This is a genomic window from Mesorhizobium sp. BR1-1-2 (assembly GCF_020165435.1).
GTDB lineage: Bacteria > Pseudomonadota > Alphaproteobacteria > Rhizobiales > Rhizobiaceae > Mesorhizobium.
This window is the reverse complement of sequence record NZ_JAIUID010000015.1, coordinates 1-15,610: the sequence shown is the minus strand read 5'-3', so window position 1 is coordinate 15,610 and position 15,610 is coordinate 1. Positions and strand designations below refer to the sequence as shown.

The following is a 15,610-nucleotide window of genomic DNA, read 5'->3' as shown; positions in this document are numbered from 1 at the left end:
AGGCCGGCTAATGTCCTTTTATGCGATTTTGCTCTTCAACGGACTTGTGACGGGAGGCGTCCTGGCGTTGATGAGCCTGGGAATGAGCATCATCTTCGGCATGATGCGCGTCGTCAATTTCATGCATGGCGCCATGTTCATGCTGGGCGCAATCATCGCGGTGATTCTGGGGTCGCATCTCGGTGTTTCGCTTTGGCTGGGCTTTCTTATCTCGGCTGTTCTGGTCGGATTGTTCGGCGTGGTCATGGAGCGTCTGCTCATCCGCCGCCTTTATGGCCTGGATCTCGCCTACATCCTGATCCTGACCTTTGGTCTCTCGCTCATCATCGAGGACGTCGTTCGGATATTCTACGGCGTCACCTCGGCACCGTATCTTGTGCCGGACCTTCTCAAGGGCGCCGTGAGCCTCGGCTTCGCCTCGTATCCGAAGTACCGTCTCTTCGTCGTCGTGGTGTCGATCGTTCTGTGTGCCGGCACGTATTTCGCGCTTGAGCGGACGCGCCTGGGCGCGCTGATCCGGGCGGCATCGGAGCGGCCCAATCTCCTCAAATGCTTCGGCGGCAACGTGCCTCTTCTTGTTTCCGGCACGTTCTTCTTCGCCTCCGCCCTGGCAGGACTGGCGGGAGCGCTTTCCGCGCCGATGCGCAACGTGTCGCCGTTCATGGGACAGGAGATGATCAATTTCGTCTTCGCCGTGGTCGTCGCGGGCGGAATGGGCTCGATCGCCGGATCGGCCATCATGGGCTTTGCGTCGGGTCTGGTCTCGGCCATCGCGGCGATCTTCTACGCGCCGGCGGCCTCCGCGGTCATATACATCCTCATGCTTGGCGTGCTTCTGGTGCGCCCCGGCGGGATTTTCCAGGGCATCGACATTTCGCATTTCGCACTGCATTACACGCCCATGACGGAGCGCGCCCGGCGTGTGTTCCTTAGTCGGCCTGCCGCTCTCATCGCCCTGGCGGCGGCCCTTGTGCTTCCCTGGCTGGTGTATCCGGTCCTGGCGACCGACATCGTTCTGTGGGGACTGTTTGCGCTCGGCTTCGATCTGCTGTTCGCGTTCGGCGGGCTGCTCTCGTTCGGCCAGGCCGCCTATTGGGGCACCTCCGCCTATGTCACTGGGATCCTAATGGTCAAGTTCGGGGTTCCGATGGTGCTGTCGCTGCTTTGCGGTGTCGTCCTGAGTACGATCGTCAGCCTGCTTTTCGGCTTCGTCGTCGCAAGGAAGAAGGGGATCTATTTCTCCATGATCACCTTTGCGTTCGCGTCGATCGTCTATTTCGTCGTCAATCAGTTCCCCGACTACACGGGCGGCGAGGACGGGCTGCACGGGCTTGTTCGCCCGACCCTGCTGGGTTTGGACCTCAAGAACGACCGGGTCTTCTATTATGTGTGCCTGGCCGCCGCAGTGGTGGTGGTCTACGCCATCCTCCGGCTTCTCAAGTCGCCTTTCGGCCTTGCGCTTCTCGGCGCCCGCGAGAACGAGCAGCGCATGACGAGCGTCGGCTACAGCGTCTATGGCTTGAGGGTGAAGGCGTATGTGTCTTCGGCCCTGGTGTGCTCGATCGGTGGTGCCCTCTATGCCCTCAACCATCAATTCGTCACGCTTGAAATGGTGGGATGGCGCGCCTCGGGCGAGCCTATCATGATGACGCTTCTCGGCGGGGCCGGCACCATCTTCGGCCCGTTTCTCGGCAGCGGCATCGTCTTGCTCATGCGCAACACATTGTCGTCGATCACGGACAACGGCAGCCTGTTCCTCGGCCTTCTGTTCGTGGCCGTCGTGCTCCTGTTCCGGCGCGGGATACTGGGCGAGCTCGTGCATCATTCGGTCGACCGCGCCGCTTCATCCGGTATGGCGGCAAAACCGGACCGCATCTTAGCAACCGGAGACGTGGCGGATGCCTGATGCTGGCGTTAGTAACTGCGTGCGCGGGGTGGGGTCGACGGACATGCCCCTGCTCGAACTGCAGTCTGTCACAATGAGCTTTGGCGGCTTCACGGCCATCAACGACCTCAGCCTGAAGTTCGAGAAGAAGCCGGTTTACGGGATCATCGGGCCGAACGGCGCCGGCAAGACGACCCTGTTCAATATCCTGAGCGGTTTTTATCGACCCAGGCGTGGCCGTCTGCTGTTCAACGGCGAAGACATGACGCCTTTTCGTTCCGAGCAGTTTGCCCGGCGCGGGATCGTTCGAAGTTTCCAGATTACAAGCATCTTTCCCAACTTGACGGTCATCGACAATGTCGTCCTGTCGGTGCAGCAGCGGGCCGATGGAGGCATAAAGGCCTTCGCGAAGGCCAACTGGCACGACAATCACCGACCTGAAGCGAACGCCTTGCTGGATCAGGTCGGCATTCCGCCATCTCTGCGCGGGCGGCCGGCGAGTGATCTTCCCTACGGGCGCAAGCGGGCTCTGGAACTGGCCATATCGCTGGCGGCACACCCGAAGATCCTTCTTCTCGACGAGCCGACTGCGGGAATGACGACCACGGACGTGTCCCGCACGACCGAGCTGATCGCTCAGCTGTCAGCCGAGCGCACAATCATCGTCGTGGAGCACAACCTTGGAGTCATCGCGCACGTCGCCGACGAGATTATCGTGCTGCAACAGGGCGCTCTCCTCGCGCGCGGGCGCTATGACGAGGTGCGCAAAGACTCCCGCGTGATCGAGGCCTACCTGGGAAAACGCCATTGAGCATGCTGGAGATAAGAAGTCTCGATGCCTATTATGGCGAAAGCCATATATTGCAAGGCGTCGAACTGTCCGTGGAAGCGGGCGAGGTCGTCACGCTGGTGGGTCGCAACGGCGCCGGCAAGACCACTCTGCTGAAATCCATCATCGGCGATATACCGCGCCGAACGGGGAGCATCCATTTCGACGGTTCGCAAATCATCGACCTTTCACCCGAGCGTATCTGCAGAAGGGGGATCGGCTTCGTGCCGGAGGATCGCGGCATATTCTCGACGTTGAACGTCTACGAGAACCTGACGATCGGTCGGCCACATGGAAACATGGGATGGTCGCTCGAGCGGATCTACCGGCATTTTCCAATCCTGGAAGCCCGGCGCTCACAAAAGGCGGCATCGCTCTCCGGAGGAGAAAAGCAGATGCTGGCGATAGCGCGCCCTCTTTATATGGGCGCGTCGTTCCTGCTGCTTGACGAGCCGACGGAGGGCCTGGCCCCGGTGGTGGTCGATGCGATCGGCGCGATCATCAGGGATATCAAGTCGACCGGGCTGACAATCCTCCTCGTAGAGCAGAATCTTCAGTTCGCGGCCGAGGTCGCGGACAGGTACTACATGATCGAGAACGGGAAAATGGTGAAGGAACTGACGAAACTCCAGATGGCCGATGAGGAACAAAGCCTGCTCGATCATCTTGGCGTTTGACAGCTTCGTGGTATTTCCCATCGAAAAGCCGCGCCCGAATTGACCTTGGGAGCAGTCTTTCAAGGTCGTTGTGAGCCCCGACCGGGGCACTGTCCGGCGCCATGCGCCTCATGCTGACGGAGAGGGCGAACGCATCCGGCCAACCCACTGATTTGCCGAGGCGATTGGGCTGGCACGATCGACTGGGCGATCCGCATCGTGGTTCGCGACGGACGCATGTCGAAATGAGCCTTCAAGACGGCGGAGCCGACTTTTAGATTGCTGGTGGCCTGAAACGTGCGGGGAACTCGCCGGCGACGAGCGTCTGGTGTCCAGCCGCGAGCGCTGTCCAGCGAGCGTCCGCGGCATGTGCAGCCAGGCCCCGTCGCGAAGAGGTCACCATGGCGAAGACACTGTATGAAAAAATCTGGGATGCACATGTGGTCAAGCCGCTGAGCGACAACAGGGCCATTCTGTTCGTCGATCGGCATCTGGTTCACGATGGTGTCGCGACCTACGCGTTTTCAGGCCTGCATACGCACGGGCGCAAGGTGCATCGCCCCGACCTGACCATCGGCGTTGCCGACCACGTCGTCCCCACGACGCCGCGCGCCAATGGGATCGCCTATGAGGACGAGGACGCCCGCAAGATGGTGCAGGACATCGAGGCCTATTGCCGGGAGGCCGGCATCGACGTCTATTCGGTCGGCAACCGCCGCCAGGGCATTGTCCACGTGATCGGGCCGGAACTTGGCTTTGTGCTACCTGGCGCGCTGCTGGTGTGCGGCGACAGCCACACTTCCACCCACGGCGCCCTCGGGGCACTCGCTTTCGGCATCGGCATCTCCGAAGTCGAGCATGTGCTGGCGACACAGACCATCGTGCAGCGCAAGTCCAAGTCGATGCGTGTCAACGTGAAGGGCGAACTGCCCCCCGGCGCCACGGCGAAGGACCTGATCCTGTCCATCCTGCACACGATCGGCGTGGCGGGCGGCACCGGCCACGTCATAGAATACCAGGGCGAGGCGGTTCGGGCGCTGACCGTGGAACAGCGCATGACGCTGTGCAACATGTCGATCGAGGGCGGCGCGCGCGCCGGCATGGTGGCGCCCGACGAGAAGACCATTGCCTATCTGGAGGGGCGCAAATACGCCCCGACGGGCGAGATGTGGGAGCGGGCGGCGGAATGCTGGCGCTCGCTGAAATCCGATCCGGACGCGATCTTCGACACGGATGTCGAAATCGCCGGGGCCGACGTGATACCCTTCGTCACCTGGGGAACCAATCCCGGTCAATCGCTGCCGATCGTCGGCAAGGTCCCGGATCCGTCGTCCTGCGATAGCGAGAGCGAGCGGGCCAGCACCCAGAGCGCGCTCGACTATATGGGCCTGCAGCCCGGGCAGGCGCTGACCGACATCCGCGTCGACCACGTCTTCATCGGCTCATGCACCAACGGCCGCATCGAGGATTTGCGTGAGGCGGCCGCGGTGGTGCGGGGGCGCAAGGTGGCCGATGGCACGAGCGCCTGGATCGTGCCCGGTTCGGGGTCGGTCAAGGAGCAGGCGGAGCAGGAAGGTCTCGACCGGATATTCATCGAGGCTGGTTTCGACTGGCGCGAGCCCGGCTGCTCGATGTGCCTGGCGATGAACGGCGAGCGGCTGAAGCCCGGCGAACGCTGCGCTTCGACATCCAACCGCAATTTCGAAGGGCGACAGGGGCGCGGGGCGCGCACGCATCTCATGAGCCCAGCCATGGCCGCGGCCGCGGCGGTCACGGGCCACCTGACAGATGTGCGCGAACTGATCTGAGGCAAACATGGAACCGATCTCCAGGCACAGCGGCATCGCCGCGCCCTTTCCGATGTCCGACGTCAACACGGACCTGATCTATCCCCAGCAATTCCTGCGCAAGCCGGATCGCAATGCGATGGCACCGTTCCTGTTTCACAGCCTGCGCTATAGATCGGACGGCACGCCGAATCCGGATTTCATACTCAACAAGGAACCCTACGACGAGGCGACGATCATCATCGCGGGGCGTAATTTCGGCTCCGGTTCGTCGCGCGAGCACGCGCCCTGGGCACTGAAATCATTCGGCATACGCTGCCTGATCTCTTCCATGTTCGCTGATATTTTCAAGGCGAACTGCATCAACAACGGCATTGTTCCCGCGACCGTCAGCGAGGAGGTGTTGGCAGAATGCCTTCGCGCGGCCGCCAACCCGCAGGAGGCGCGCTTCACCGTAGACCTGGAAAGGCGCGAATTCAGGAATCGACGGCTCGGCACGGTGCCGTTCGACATTTCAGATTCCGACCGCGACCGGCTGCTCAAGGGCAACGATTTTATCGACGATACGCTGGCGGAACTGTCGGCGATCGAAAGTCATGAGAAAGCCTCAGCGGAGGCGATGCCATGGCTCAATCTCGGGGCTTCAGCCAAATGATCCCAAGAGCCGAGCAGCGTTGCCGGCCGCGTCCCATATCGGAAAGCTGAAAGGTGGTCCGGCTCAGGGCAGCAGGCGGGCGACGTCGAAAATGTCGTCGGAAATGATGTAGCCGTTACCCTGCATGCGCCCGACGATGCGCATCTTCTCGGTGTCGACATAGAATCGTTCCGGATCGGTCAGCAAATCGTCTCGGATATGCATGACTTGCACGAGGCCGAGGATCAGGGACCGGTACGGGCCGAGCTCGACGATCTGCATCAGCTTGCACTCGAAGGATACCGGGCTTTCTACGATGCGTGGCGCGCCGATCGACAGCGACGGACTGGAGGTCAGCCCCGAGGCGCTGAATTCATCGATGCCTGGGCCGTATTCGGTGGCTGTGGCGTTCATCGCCTGCAACCGGTCCTCATCGACCAGGTTGACGACAAATTCGCCGGTGGCACGGACGTTACGGCCGGTGTCCTTGCGGTCACCCGGCGTCCGGTCGTTGATCGAAAATCCGACCACCGGCGGCTCCTCACCGAAGACATTGAAGAAGGAGAACGGCGCAGCGTTGCGCTCGCCGGTTTCGCTGATGGTGGAAACCCAGGCGATCGGACGGGGCGTGATGGTGGAGGACAGGAGCTTGTAGCGCTCGATGGGCTTCAGCTCGGAAAAATTGAAATGCATGCCTGCTCCGGTAGGTTTCGAAATCGGCGGTCTCGGCGTCCGTTCGCCGGGTCCGCTACGCCTGTATGCATTCCTGTCGCTGTTCGCCAAGGCCCTCGATGCCCAAGGTAATAACGTCGCCAGCCTTGAGGAAGACATTGGGATTCTGGCCGAGCCCGACGCCGGGCGGCGTGCCGGTGGAGATGATGTCGCCGGGACGAAGGCTCATGAACTGTGACAGATAGGAAACCAGGTAGCGCACGCCGTAGACCATGGTGGCCGTCGAACCGTGCTGAAAGCGTTTGCCGTTGACCTCGAGATGCATTTTCAGGGCTTGCGGGTCGCAGACCTCATCGGCTGTGACCAGCCATGGACCGATCGGGCCGAAAGTGTCGGCCGACTTGCCCTTCGTCCACTGGCCTTGTCGTTCGGCCTGGAAGGCGCGTTCGGACAGATCGTTGACCACGCAATAGCCGGCGACATGGTCCATCGCGTCGTCTTCGGAGACGTACGTCGCCATCTTGCCGATGATGACGCCGAGTTCGACTTCCCAGTCGGTCTTCTCGGAACCGCGCGGAATCTCGACCCGGTCACACGGCCCGATGATCGCCGACGTCGCCTTCATGAAGATGATCGGCTCAGGCGGCACCGTAGCGCCGGTTTCTTCCGCGTGGTCGAAGTAGTTCAGCCCGATGCAGATGAATTTGCCGGTGCCGGCAACACAAGGACCGACGCGCGAATTGCCGCCGACGACCGGGAGGGTTGCCATATCGAGGGTGCGCAGCGCATCGAGACCCTCGGGAAACAGCGTCCGGCCGGCAATGTCGGCGACATGACCGGAAAGGTCGCGAATCCGGCCATCGCTGTCGAGAATGCCGGGCTTTTCCGCGTTCGGCTCGCCGTATCGCAGCAATTTCATCGCGTGTCCTACTCCATTGAATTTCTGCCCGGGGTTTTCGGTCTGTCAGGAAGCGTGAAATCGATATGCCCGGGCAGGAGATCGGCGCCCGTGATACCAGGGCAAGCTCAGCCGACCGCGCGCGTGCTGGCTTGAGCCTGGAAGGCTTTTACAACGGCGTCGCCCATTTCGCTGGTGGCGACCTGACGGCAGCCGGGCCGCATGATGTCGGCGGTGCGGTAGCCGGCGCCAAGCACCGAGCGGACTGCCGCCTCGATGCGCGCCGCCTCGTGTTCCAGAGAGAAGGAATAGCGAAGCATCAGCGCTGCCGAGAGAATTGCCGCAAGCGGATTGGCGATGTTGCGGCCGGCGATGTCCGGCGCGGTGCCGTGGACGGGCTCGTAGAGACCCTTGTTCCCGGCACCCAACGAGGCCGACGGCAGCATGCCGATCGAACCGGCCAGCATCGCCGCGGCATCGGAGAGGATGTCGCCGAAGACATTGCCGGTGACGATGACGTCAAACTGCCTGGGATTGCGGATCAGCGCCATGGAAGCCGCATCGACATATAGATGTGTCAGTTCCACATCCGGATAGTCCTTGCCGACGCGGGTCATCACCTCGCGCCACAGCATCATTGTCTCCAGCACATTCGACTTGTCGACAGAGCACAGCTTTTTGCTGCGCTTCCGCGCCACCTGAAATCCCACATGGGCGATACGTTCTATCTCGCTCTCGGTGTAGCGCATTGTATTGATGCCTTCGCGCTCGCCGGCCAAATTGACCGAGATGCCGCGCGGCTCGCCGAAATAGAGATCGCCATTCAACTCCCGCAGGATCAACATATCGACCCCCTCGACCACTTCCGGCTTCAGTGTGGATGCGTCGAGCAATTCGGGATAGAGCAGCACCGGACGAAAATTGGCATAAAGCGACAGTGCCCGCCGGAGCCGCAACAGCCCGTTGCCAGCACCCTCGGCCGGCGGACGGTGTTCGTCGGCGGGCACACCGGTGCCGCCGAGCAGAATGGCGTCGACCTCGCGGCAGAGCTCAAGCGTTTTTTTCGGCAACGCATCACCGACCGTCTGAATGCCTTCGTCACCGATGACGCCTTCTATCATCTCGAAGGCGAGGCCCTCGCCGGCGAGTACGCGCAACACCTTGACCGCCTCGGCGGTCACCTCCTTGCCGATTCCGTCGCCGGGAAGTACCGCGATTTTCACGTCCTGTTTCTCCAGATAGATTTCACAGGAGCGCAATCCACCACGGCCCGCGCCCTGTCCGGCGTCTTATAGGTCTGCCGCTAGAATTCTCGAAGTCGTCCTTCGGAAGCCGTCCATCGCCATAGGCGAATGCGCCTCGACGGCCGCCGGCCCACCGCTCCGACGACGAAGGTGGCTGAGATGAGCGCGGCCTTACCGGCTCTCGCTGTTGGTAAGGTGGTTGAGCAGCAGGCGCACGGGCGCCGGCATGGTCTGGCTTTCCTGCACACAAAGGTTCCACTGTCGCTCGGCCCAGGATTCGTCAAGGACGATGGCGACGGTGTTGCCGCTGGTCACGTAGCGCTCGGCGCACTTCTCGGGCACCAGGCCGATGCCCAGCCCGGCTTCGACCATGCTGAATACGGTTTCGAAACCGTTGACGCGGACCGGCATCCGCAACGAGCGGGTGAGTTCGGAGGCAGCGCGGAGCACGAGCGAGTCGAGGAAGGATCCCTTCATCGGCCCGATGAGATCGAAATCCGTGAATTCGGCAAACTTGATGATCGCGCGGTCCGCCAGCGGATGGTCCTTGTGAACGAGAGCGACAATGCGGTCGACCCGGTAGGGAATGATCTTCAAGCCTTGGCGCGGCACAACGCCGCCGAACACGCCTATGTCTGCGGCGTTCTCCGCCACTGCCTCGACGGCCTGCTGGCTGGTGCCTTCCTGCAAGTCGATGCGCACGCCGTTATGCAGGGCGAGGAACTCGCCAAGATCGCGCGGCAGGTGCTGGATGATGGTGGAAACGCTGGCATGGACGCGGACGTGGCCGCGCATGCCGCTGGCATGGTGGGACAGTTCGGATTCCATCTGGCGCAGATCGCGCATGACCACACGGGCGTGATGCAGCAGCGAATAGGCGGCCGCGGTCAGTTCCAGCCCCTTGGAATTGCGCACGAACAACGGAGTCTTCAGCCGGACCTCAAGATCGGAAATGCGCTTGCTGACTGCCGACGCAGCTATGTGTTCGCGATCGGCGGCCTTGGCTATGCTTTGCTCTTCACAAACGGCTACGAACAATTCCAATGACAATAGGTCGAAACGCACTCGTCACACAGCTCCATGCTTGGATTGCCCGACCGCTATTCACGATCCTCGCGCCAAGAAGGGATCGACGATCGCGACCGTTCAGTTGCGCGGGCTCATCGCGGATCACGACGCACGCATTCCCAATCAAGTCTTCGCGCTGCCCGCCCTGTCTCCAATAAGGTCGTATTCCGGTTTGGCAGAAAACACAAAACGAAATTGCCCGATGCGGTGAAGCCGGGATGCCACCGGAAAGGACAGGATCCATCCATACATGAACCAGTATGATCTCAAAGGCCGCACCGCGATCGTCACGGGCGGTGCTCAAGGTATCGGCTTTGCCGTCGTCGAGCGTATGCTCGAGTCGGGTGCGCACGTCTCCATTTGGGACCGCGATGAGACGGTGCTGAGCGCCTGCGCTGACGAACTGGGACAGCACGACCGCGTGCACTGCCTGAAAGCCGATATCGGTGTGCTTGCCTCCGTGGAGGCGGCGGCGAAGGCGACGCTCAAGCGCTATGGCAGGGTCGATATCCTAATTAACAACGCCGCTGTCGTTGGCCCCAATATGCCGACCTGGGAGTATCCGCCGGATGCCTTCGCAGAGGTGTTCCAGGTCGGCCTCAATGGCACCTTCCACTGCTGCCGTACCATCGTGCCGCACATGATGGAGAAGGGCTACGGACGCATCGTCAATCTCAGCTCCATCGCCGGCAAGGAAGGCAATCCCAACGCGGTCGCCTATTCGTCGATGAAAGCCGGCGTGATCGCGCTGACCAAGTCGCTGGGCAAGGAGTTGGCAGACCGCAACATTGCCGTTAACTGCGTGACCCCGGCCGTCGCCAAGACACCGGGGGCGATGGCCCAGGCGCCCGAACACATTGCCTACATCCTTGGGAAGATTCCGCGCGGGCGCATGCTCGAACTGAGGGAGGCAGCGTCCATGATCTGCTGGCTGGCGACCGAGGAAAATTCATTCACCACCGGTGCGGTCTTCGACCTGTCGGGTGGACGGGCGACGTACTAGGTCGGCTATAACAGACAATCGAAGAGGAGATCCCCATGCATTCATATGTTTTCGAAAACGCGCGCGTGCTTGACGGTTCCTCGCAGGAAGGGGAGTACGACCGTCACGTGCGGGTTTCGGAAGGTCTGATCGACGAAGTTTCCGACGCGCCGATCAAGGACACAAACGCGATTAGGATCGACCTAAGGGGCAAGACGCTGATGCCCGGCCTGATCGATTGCCACGTCCACGTCTATTCGGCGGCTGAAGATCCGTCCACCAGTTCGCGTATGCCCAACGAACTGGTTGCGCTGCATGCGGCCAAGATCGTCAAGGGCATGCTGACGCGCGGCTTCACGACGATCCGCGATGTGGGAGGCGCAACGCTCGGCTTCAAACATGCGCTCGAGGCGGGTCTGATCGAGGGCCCGAGGCTGACCATGTGTGGCAAGGCCTTTGTCCAGTCCGGCGGCCATACCGATCCGCGCGAGCGCGGCGAACTGATCTCGGCCGAGACCTTCAACAATCAGCTCGGCAATGTGTCGAAGATCGTCGACGGCGTTGACGAATGTCGCCGCGCTGCGCGCGAAGAGATCCGTAAGGGAGGGCAGTTCATTAAGGTGATGGCCGGCGGTGGCGCGGCGCAGCTGCGGATGCCACGCTCATGGAATGCCTATTCGATGGACGAGCTTCGCGCCTTCCAGGAGGAGGCGGACAATGCCAAGACCTATGTTTGCGTGCACGCCCACTCCGACGAATCGATAGCACGCGCGTTGGCTTGCGGGATCAAATCGATAGAGCACTGTACGCTGATCACCCCCGAGACGGCCGCGATCATGGCCGAGAAGGGAGCCTATTCGACACCGACGATCAGCGCGTACGAGGCGCAGATCATCGAAGCAGAAAGGCTGGGTCTCGATACGGGTGCCGTCGAGCGCCTGAAGTGGGTGCGCGATCGTGGACCGGAATCGCTGGAGATTATGCACAAGGCCGGCGTGAAGATCTGCCACGGCTCGGACCATCTCGGCTTCCTGCACCCGTACCAGAACCTGGAATTCAATATCCGCGCAGAGGCGCTGCCGGCCATCGAGGTAATACGCTCGACCACCCTTAACGCGGCTGAATTGTGCCTGATGCCCGGCAAGGTCGGCACCATTGCCGCGGGTGCTTATGCTGACATGATCGTAATCGACGGCGATCCGCTTATGGACATCTCGCTGCTCGGCGACGAAGGCAAAGCCTTCCAAGCGATTATGAAGGGTGGTGTATTCTACAAGAACGAACTTGCCATCAGCCGTTGACGCATTCGACCGAGATGAGGGCTGCAGCGGAGGCGAAGCGGCGCTTCCGAGCGGATTTGCGGCCAGGGGAACTCCGAGCATTCCTCCCACGCCTCGCTGTGGAGAAATAGACCGTGCCTGAAGCCGCAGAGGCAGCGAAAGCCCTGTGGGAAAGACAGCCGCGACCGCATCGCGGAGCGGTGATGATCGTCACGGCATGGATCGATCTCAGGATGCTGAGCGCATTCGCCGGCTGCCTAAAAACTCCATGATCTTGTACGCACTCATCGGTCGGCTGAGCGCATACCCTTGCAAGATGTCGCAGCCCAAATCCTTGAGGATCTTGGCCTGCAGCATTGTCTCGACACCTTCGGCGATGACTTCCACCCCCAAGGACCTGCCAATCTGCACAATCGATTCTACGACCTCGCGCTGCTGGACTGACTCTGCGATTGGACTAATTAGCTGGCGTGCAATTTTCAGCCGTCGTGGTTGCAATTTGAGCAAGCTGACAATGGAGGCGTGGCCGGTGCCAAAATCGTCAATTTCGATGTCGATTCCGAGTTCCTTGATCTGGTTGACGTTCCACACCACAAGCTCATCGTTGTCGTCGAGGAAAATCGATTCCAGAAGCTCGAACGAAACGGTTCCTGGTTTTATTGACAGTGAAGTCAGGCTGTTGATCAGTTCCTCATCCTGCAGCCGTCTCGCAGAGACGTTCACGGAGACGTGCGGAACCAGCAGCCGTGCTTTCTGCCACTGATCAAAGTCGTGGAGAGTTTGTTTGAGCATCAGTCGGTCAATAACCGAAACGACATTCAATTCTTCCGCAATTTTCAGGAACTTACCTGGCAGCTGAAGTCCGTCGATCGGATGGTTCCAGCGCGCCAGCGCCTCCACGCCGGCAACCTCCAACGTTTTGGCGTCGAATTGCAGCTGGTAGTGCGGAACAAACTCGTTGCGTTCCAACCCTCCGAGGATTTCATCGGCCACCCGTTTGGTCCGAACGATCTCGGACTGGAGATCTTCGGTGAAGAACTCATACCGATTGCGTCCTCGGCCTTTGGCCCGATAGAGCGCTATGTCCGCGTTGACCATCAGGCGTGGGCCGTCAATGGGACGGCCCCCATCGACTGCGATCCCGATGCTGACCCCAATACGGCACTGGTGGTCATTATAGGGAACCGGCTGCCGCAGTCGCTGTATGATCCGGTCCGCCAACTGTTTGAGTTGCTCCATTGAGATGTCGCGGCTGCAGACTACGACAAACTCATCGCCTCCGACTCGGGCAACGAAATCTGCCGACCCAACAGTCGATGTCAGCACCTTCGCGGTATGGATCAGCACGGCGTCGCCGACGGCATGGCCAAGCGTGTCATTGATCTGTTTAAAGCGATCGAGATCAAGATGCAGAAGCGCGGCGCCGCTGCCAGCCGTCGATACTGTAGCGGCCTGACGATCGAGGACCGTGTCGAGGTGGCGGCGATTTGGAAGGCCGGTCAGAGAATCGTGAAGCGCTGTATGTTCATTGCGCGCCGTCGCCGCCTCTAGCTCAGCATTCTTCGTTTCGGCGAGGTTTTTTGCCCGTTCCAACTCCAGCGTCAGGGCGACGTCCGCCGTCACGTCCCATTCCGCTCCGACCATTTTGTGGTCAGTGCCGTCCTTGTAACTCTTGGCACGCGCGCGAAGATGTCGAATAGCTCCGTTGGGAAGCATTACACGATATTCCGAAGAGTATATGCCGGTCGCTATCCCCTGCGCGAAATCCCGCTTGGCCTGTTCACAATCGTCGGGGTGGATTGATCTTGACCACTCTTCGAAGGTTCTCAGTTTGCCATCTGCCGGCTTTCCATAGATTTCGTTCAGGCGGTCGTCCCAGTATATGATGTCCGCGTCGAGATCCTGTTCCCAGACGCCAATTTGCGAGGCATCAAGGGCAAGCTCCAGCCTCTCTGAAAGCTGTGCAAGCCGTCGTTCGCTCCGGCGCAGATCGGCGTAATGCTTATGCCGTTGTTCGAAAAGCCGTCCCGCAATGACAATCGGAACCACGACTAGAGCGCCGCCGATGAGCATTGCCAGTCGCAAAATCCAAGCGTTCCGGGGTGTCGCATTCCAGCCACCCTTGGGAACGGCGGAAATCTGCCACGATCCTGTCGGCAACCGCACCTCCGCCGTAACGGGGTTGTCTTCCGCCACCCGCGCCGGGCCGAAAAATCGCGCGCCGCTTCGGCCCAGAGCGTCCTTGCCCGTCAGAGCGATCTCGATCGACAGTCTCTTGTCTAAAAGACCGCTGTCCTCGTACAGCTTCTGAATGTCGATTACCGCAGCCACAATGCCCCAGAACGTCTCGGTAGGGCGATCAGGGTCAAGGAAGACGGGAAATCGGCCGATAAAGGCCTGACCTCCTTGCTTGAGCTCCACCGGTCCGGCCAGAACCAGTTGTTTGGTATCGCGCGCCCGAAGTGCCGCTTCACGCAATTCTTCATCCTTGCGAAAGTCCAATCCAACGGCCTTTTCATTGCCTTCCATTGGATACATCAACGAGATGACCAGGCCGGGGGCAGCGGCAATGTTTCTGACCTGTGTCTTCTCGCGAAAGAGGCTCTTTGCCAGCTTGGCAAAGCGGGTTTGGCTCATATTCGGTTCGGTAACGATGGTCGCGATCAGACCGCGCGTCAGTTGAAGGTCTCCATTGACATTGCCCTCGAGATTGGCGCGGACGAGGTTCATCTCCTTCGCAACGTCGACGCGCAATGCCTGTTCGGCAACAATGCTATTTTGATGATCAGCATAGATTCCCGCACTTAACAGCACGACAAGGGCGACCACAGCCGGAAGACTGGTCCAGGTCATCAAGGTACGGAAGCGCTGATGAATGGCAAATGGCAAGGTGGAATCTCGGTCGGTGCAACCTTCCGACTGTTACAGAGTATAGGAGAAGACTTAATCGAACCTTGGTTCCTCTGCTCAAAATTTAGAAAGGCCGCTGGTGATCAACGCTGATCTGTCGGTCCGGACGATAGATCGAGGAGGAAAGCGAAAACGGTCGGAAGCGCGTGTCGCGCCAAGCGCTGGCAGTCGCGACGGCGCTGGCGTCGCTCGTCACCGCCTATTGGTCCGACATCTGGCGCGTGCTGCGGGGAGGATGATTCGCTCCCGCTATGGAAAGGTGGCGGGCTTTTGCAGTCCGGTGGAACCCGATCTGATGACAATCGTTCTGTGCGGCAACATTTGCGCGGTACCGTCTAGTCAGGGCAACGATGCGAGAAGGTCAACGGCTCACCGAGAAGGAAAGACGAGACAGAAAGGAGCGCACCTCGGATGCTGCGCGGGAACTGATGGAGGTCGAGCGCGTGGCGCGGGATGCGAAGGCAGCTCGGCTCCGGGAGCAGCGGTTGAAGGCTGAGATACCTTGCGCGAGACCAGCACCTAAGAACAAGCGCAAGAAGGCGGGGCGCTGATAGCGGCCTCACCCGCACGGCTCTTCGTTCGTTTGACCGATGCTGGAGATCCGGAGGATTTCAAAACTGAAGCGAAGGGGACTCTTACCAAACCTAAAAGTCCGTCCTGGAGTTTCTTTCCTGCTCGCTGGCTCCAGCTAGCGGTTTTTTCTTTCGGCCCGGAACGTCCAATGCCGTGAGAGGTTAGGCCTCTGGCCGATGCCCCTCCCTCCCT

12 protein-coding genes are annotated in these 15,610 nt (G+C 60.6%); 7 read left to right on the top strand and 5 right to left on the bottom strand.

Going from position 1 to position 15,610, the window contains the following annotated elements:
* The first annotated feature begins 10 nt into the window (after positions 1 to 10).
* The 5 genes from LB551_RS24725 to leuD all read left to right on the top strand — a co-directional run bounded on the left by LB551_RS24725 (position 11) and on the right by leuD (position 5,812).
* A complete protein-coding gene (locus LB551_RS24725; protein ID WP_224660727.1) occupies positions 11 to 1,906 on the top strand; it encodes an ABC transporter permease in 1,896 nt (631 codons plus the stop codon).
* Between the two features lie 43 nt (positions 1,907 to 1,949).
* Positions 1,950 to 2,696: an ABC transporter ATP-binding protein gene (locus LB551_RS24720; RefSeq protein WP_181172622.1), complete on the top strand. Its 747-nt coding sequence runs from the start codon at positions 1,950 to 1,952 to the stop codon at positions 2,694 to 2,696.
* A 2-nt stretch (positions 2,697 to 2,698) separates the two neighbouring features.
* Entirely contained in the window at positions 2,699 to 3,391 is a 693-nt protein-coding gene (locus LB551_RS24715) for an ABC transporter ATP-binding protein (protein WP_224660726.1), read from the top strand.
* A gap of 380 nt (positions 3,392 to 3,771) precedes the next feature.
* Positions 3,772 to 5,178, top strand: coding sequence for a 3-isopropylmalate dehydratase large subunit (gene leuC, locus LB551_RS24710; RefSeq protein WP_224660724.1), 1,407 nt, complete (start codon positions 3,772 to 3,774; stop codon positions 5,176 to 5,178).
* A gap of 7 nt (positions 5,179 to 5,185) precedes the next feature.
* Positions 5,186 to 5,812, top strand: a complete 627-nt coding sequence (gene leuD, locus LB551_RS24705; RefSeq protein ID WP_140552966.1) for a 3-isopropylmalate dehydratase small subunit — start codon at positions 5,186 to 5,188, stop codon at positions 5,810 to 5,812.
* A gap of 63 nt (positions 5,813 to 5,875) precedes the next feature.
* On the opposite strand, the gene LB551_RS24700 is transcribed toward leuD, so the two are convergent.
* The 4 genes from LB551_RS24700 to LB551_RS24685 form a co-directional block, all read right to left on the bottom strand.
* Positions 5,876 to 6,484 (bottom strand): flavin reductase family protein, encoded by a 609-nt coding sequence (locus LB551_RS24700; protein ID WP_140552968.1) that lies wholly within the window; start codon positions 6,482 to 6,484, stop codon positions 5,876 to 5,878.
* Positions 6,485 to 6,539: 55 nt separating this feature from the next.
* The gene (locus LB551_RS24695; protein ID WP_224660723.1) at positions 6,540 to 7,382 is read right to left on the bottom strand and encodes a fumarylacetoacetate hydrolase family protein; all 843 of its coding nucleotides are present in this window, start codon (positions 7,380 to 7,382) and stop codon (positions 6,540 to 6,542) included.
* Positions 7,383 to 7,489: 107 nt separating this feature from the next.
* A complete protein-coding gene (leuB, locus tag LB551_RS24690; RefSeq protein ID WP_140552971.1) occupies positions 7,490 to 8,584 on the bottom strand; it encodes a 3-isopropylmalate dehydrogenase in 1,095 nt (364 codons plus the stop codon).
* Positions 8,585 to 8,776: 192 nt separating this feature from the next.
* Positions 8,777 to 9,670, bottom strand: coding sequence for a LysR family transcriptional regulator (locus tag LB551_RS24685; protein WP_140552972.1), 894 nt, complete (start codon positions 9,668 to 9,670; stop codon positions 8,777 to 8,779).
* Between the two features lie 253 nt (positions 9,671 to 9,923).
* On the opposite strand from LB551_RS24685, the gene LB551_RS24680 reads away from it, so the two are divergent.
* Positions 9,924 to 10,676 carry an SDR family NAD(P)-dependent oxidoreductase gene (locus LB551_RS24680; protein WP_224628808.1) on the top strand — a complete coding sequence of 251 codons (753 nt, stop codon included), beginning with the start codon at positions 9,924 to 9,926 and terminating at the stop codon, positions 10,674 to 10,676.
* A gap of 35 nt (positions 10,677 to 10,711) precedes the next feature.
* Positions 10,712 to 11,956 carry a metal-dependent hydrolase family protein gene (locus LB551_RS24675; protein WP_224660722.1) on the top strand — a complete coding sequence of 415 codons (1,245 nt, stop codon included), beginning with the start codon at positions 10,712 to 10,714 and terminating at the stop codon, positions 11,954 to 11,956.
* A gap of 207 nt (positions 11,957 to 12,163) precedes the next feature.
* Here LB551_RS24675 and LB551_RS24670 read toward each other — a convergent pair whose 3' ends face one another.
* The gene (locus LB551_RS24670; RefSeq protein ID WP_224660858.1) at positions 12,164 to 14,788 is read right to left on the bottom strand and encodes an EAL domain-containing protein; all 2,625 of its coding nucleotides are present in this window, start codon (positions 14,786 to 14,788) and stop codon (positions 12,164 to 12,166) included.
* Positions 14,789 to 15,610 lie beyond the last annotated feature (822 nt).

Coding starts and splice junctions, on each gene's coding strand:
- LB551_RS24700 (WP_140552968.1), bottom strand. CDS start 6,484: ATGCATTTCAATTTTTCCGAGCTGAAGCCCATCGAGCGCTACAAGCTC.
- LB551_RS24695 (WP_224660723.1), bottom strand. CDS start 7,382: ATGAAATTGCTGCGATACGGCGAGCCGAACGCGGAAAAGCCCGGCATT.
- LB551_RS24680 (WP_224628808.1), top strand. CDS start 9,924: ATGAACCAGTATGATCTCAAAGGCCGCACCGCGATCGTCACGGGCGGT.
- LB551_RS24715 (WP_224660726.1), top strand. CDS start 2,699: ATGCTGGAGATAAGAAGTCTCGATGCCTATTATGGCGAAAGCCATATA.
- LB551_RS24670 (WP_224660858.1), bottom strand. CDS start 14,788: ATGACCTGGACCAGTCTTCCGGCTGTGGTCGCCCTTGTCGTGCTGTTA.
- LB551_RS24725 (WP_224660727.1), top strand. CDS start 11: ATGTCCTTTTATGCGATTTTGCTCTTCAACGGACTTGTGACGGGAGGC.
- leuD (WP_140552966.1), top strand. CDS start 5,186: ATGGAACCGATCTCCAGGCACAGCGGCATCGCCGCGCCCTTTCCGATG.
- leuC (WP_224660724.1), top strand. CDS start 3,772: ATGGCGAAGACACTGTATGAAAAAATCTGGGATGCACATGTGGTCAAG.
- LB551_RS24720 (WP_181172622.1), top strand. CDS start 1,950: ATGCCCCTGCTCGAACTGCAGTCTGTCACAATGAGCTTTGGCGGCTTC.
- LB551_RS24675 (WP_224660722.1), top strand. CDS start 10,712: ATGCATTCATATGTTTTCGAAAACGCGCGCGTGCTTGACGGTTCCTCG.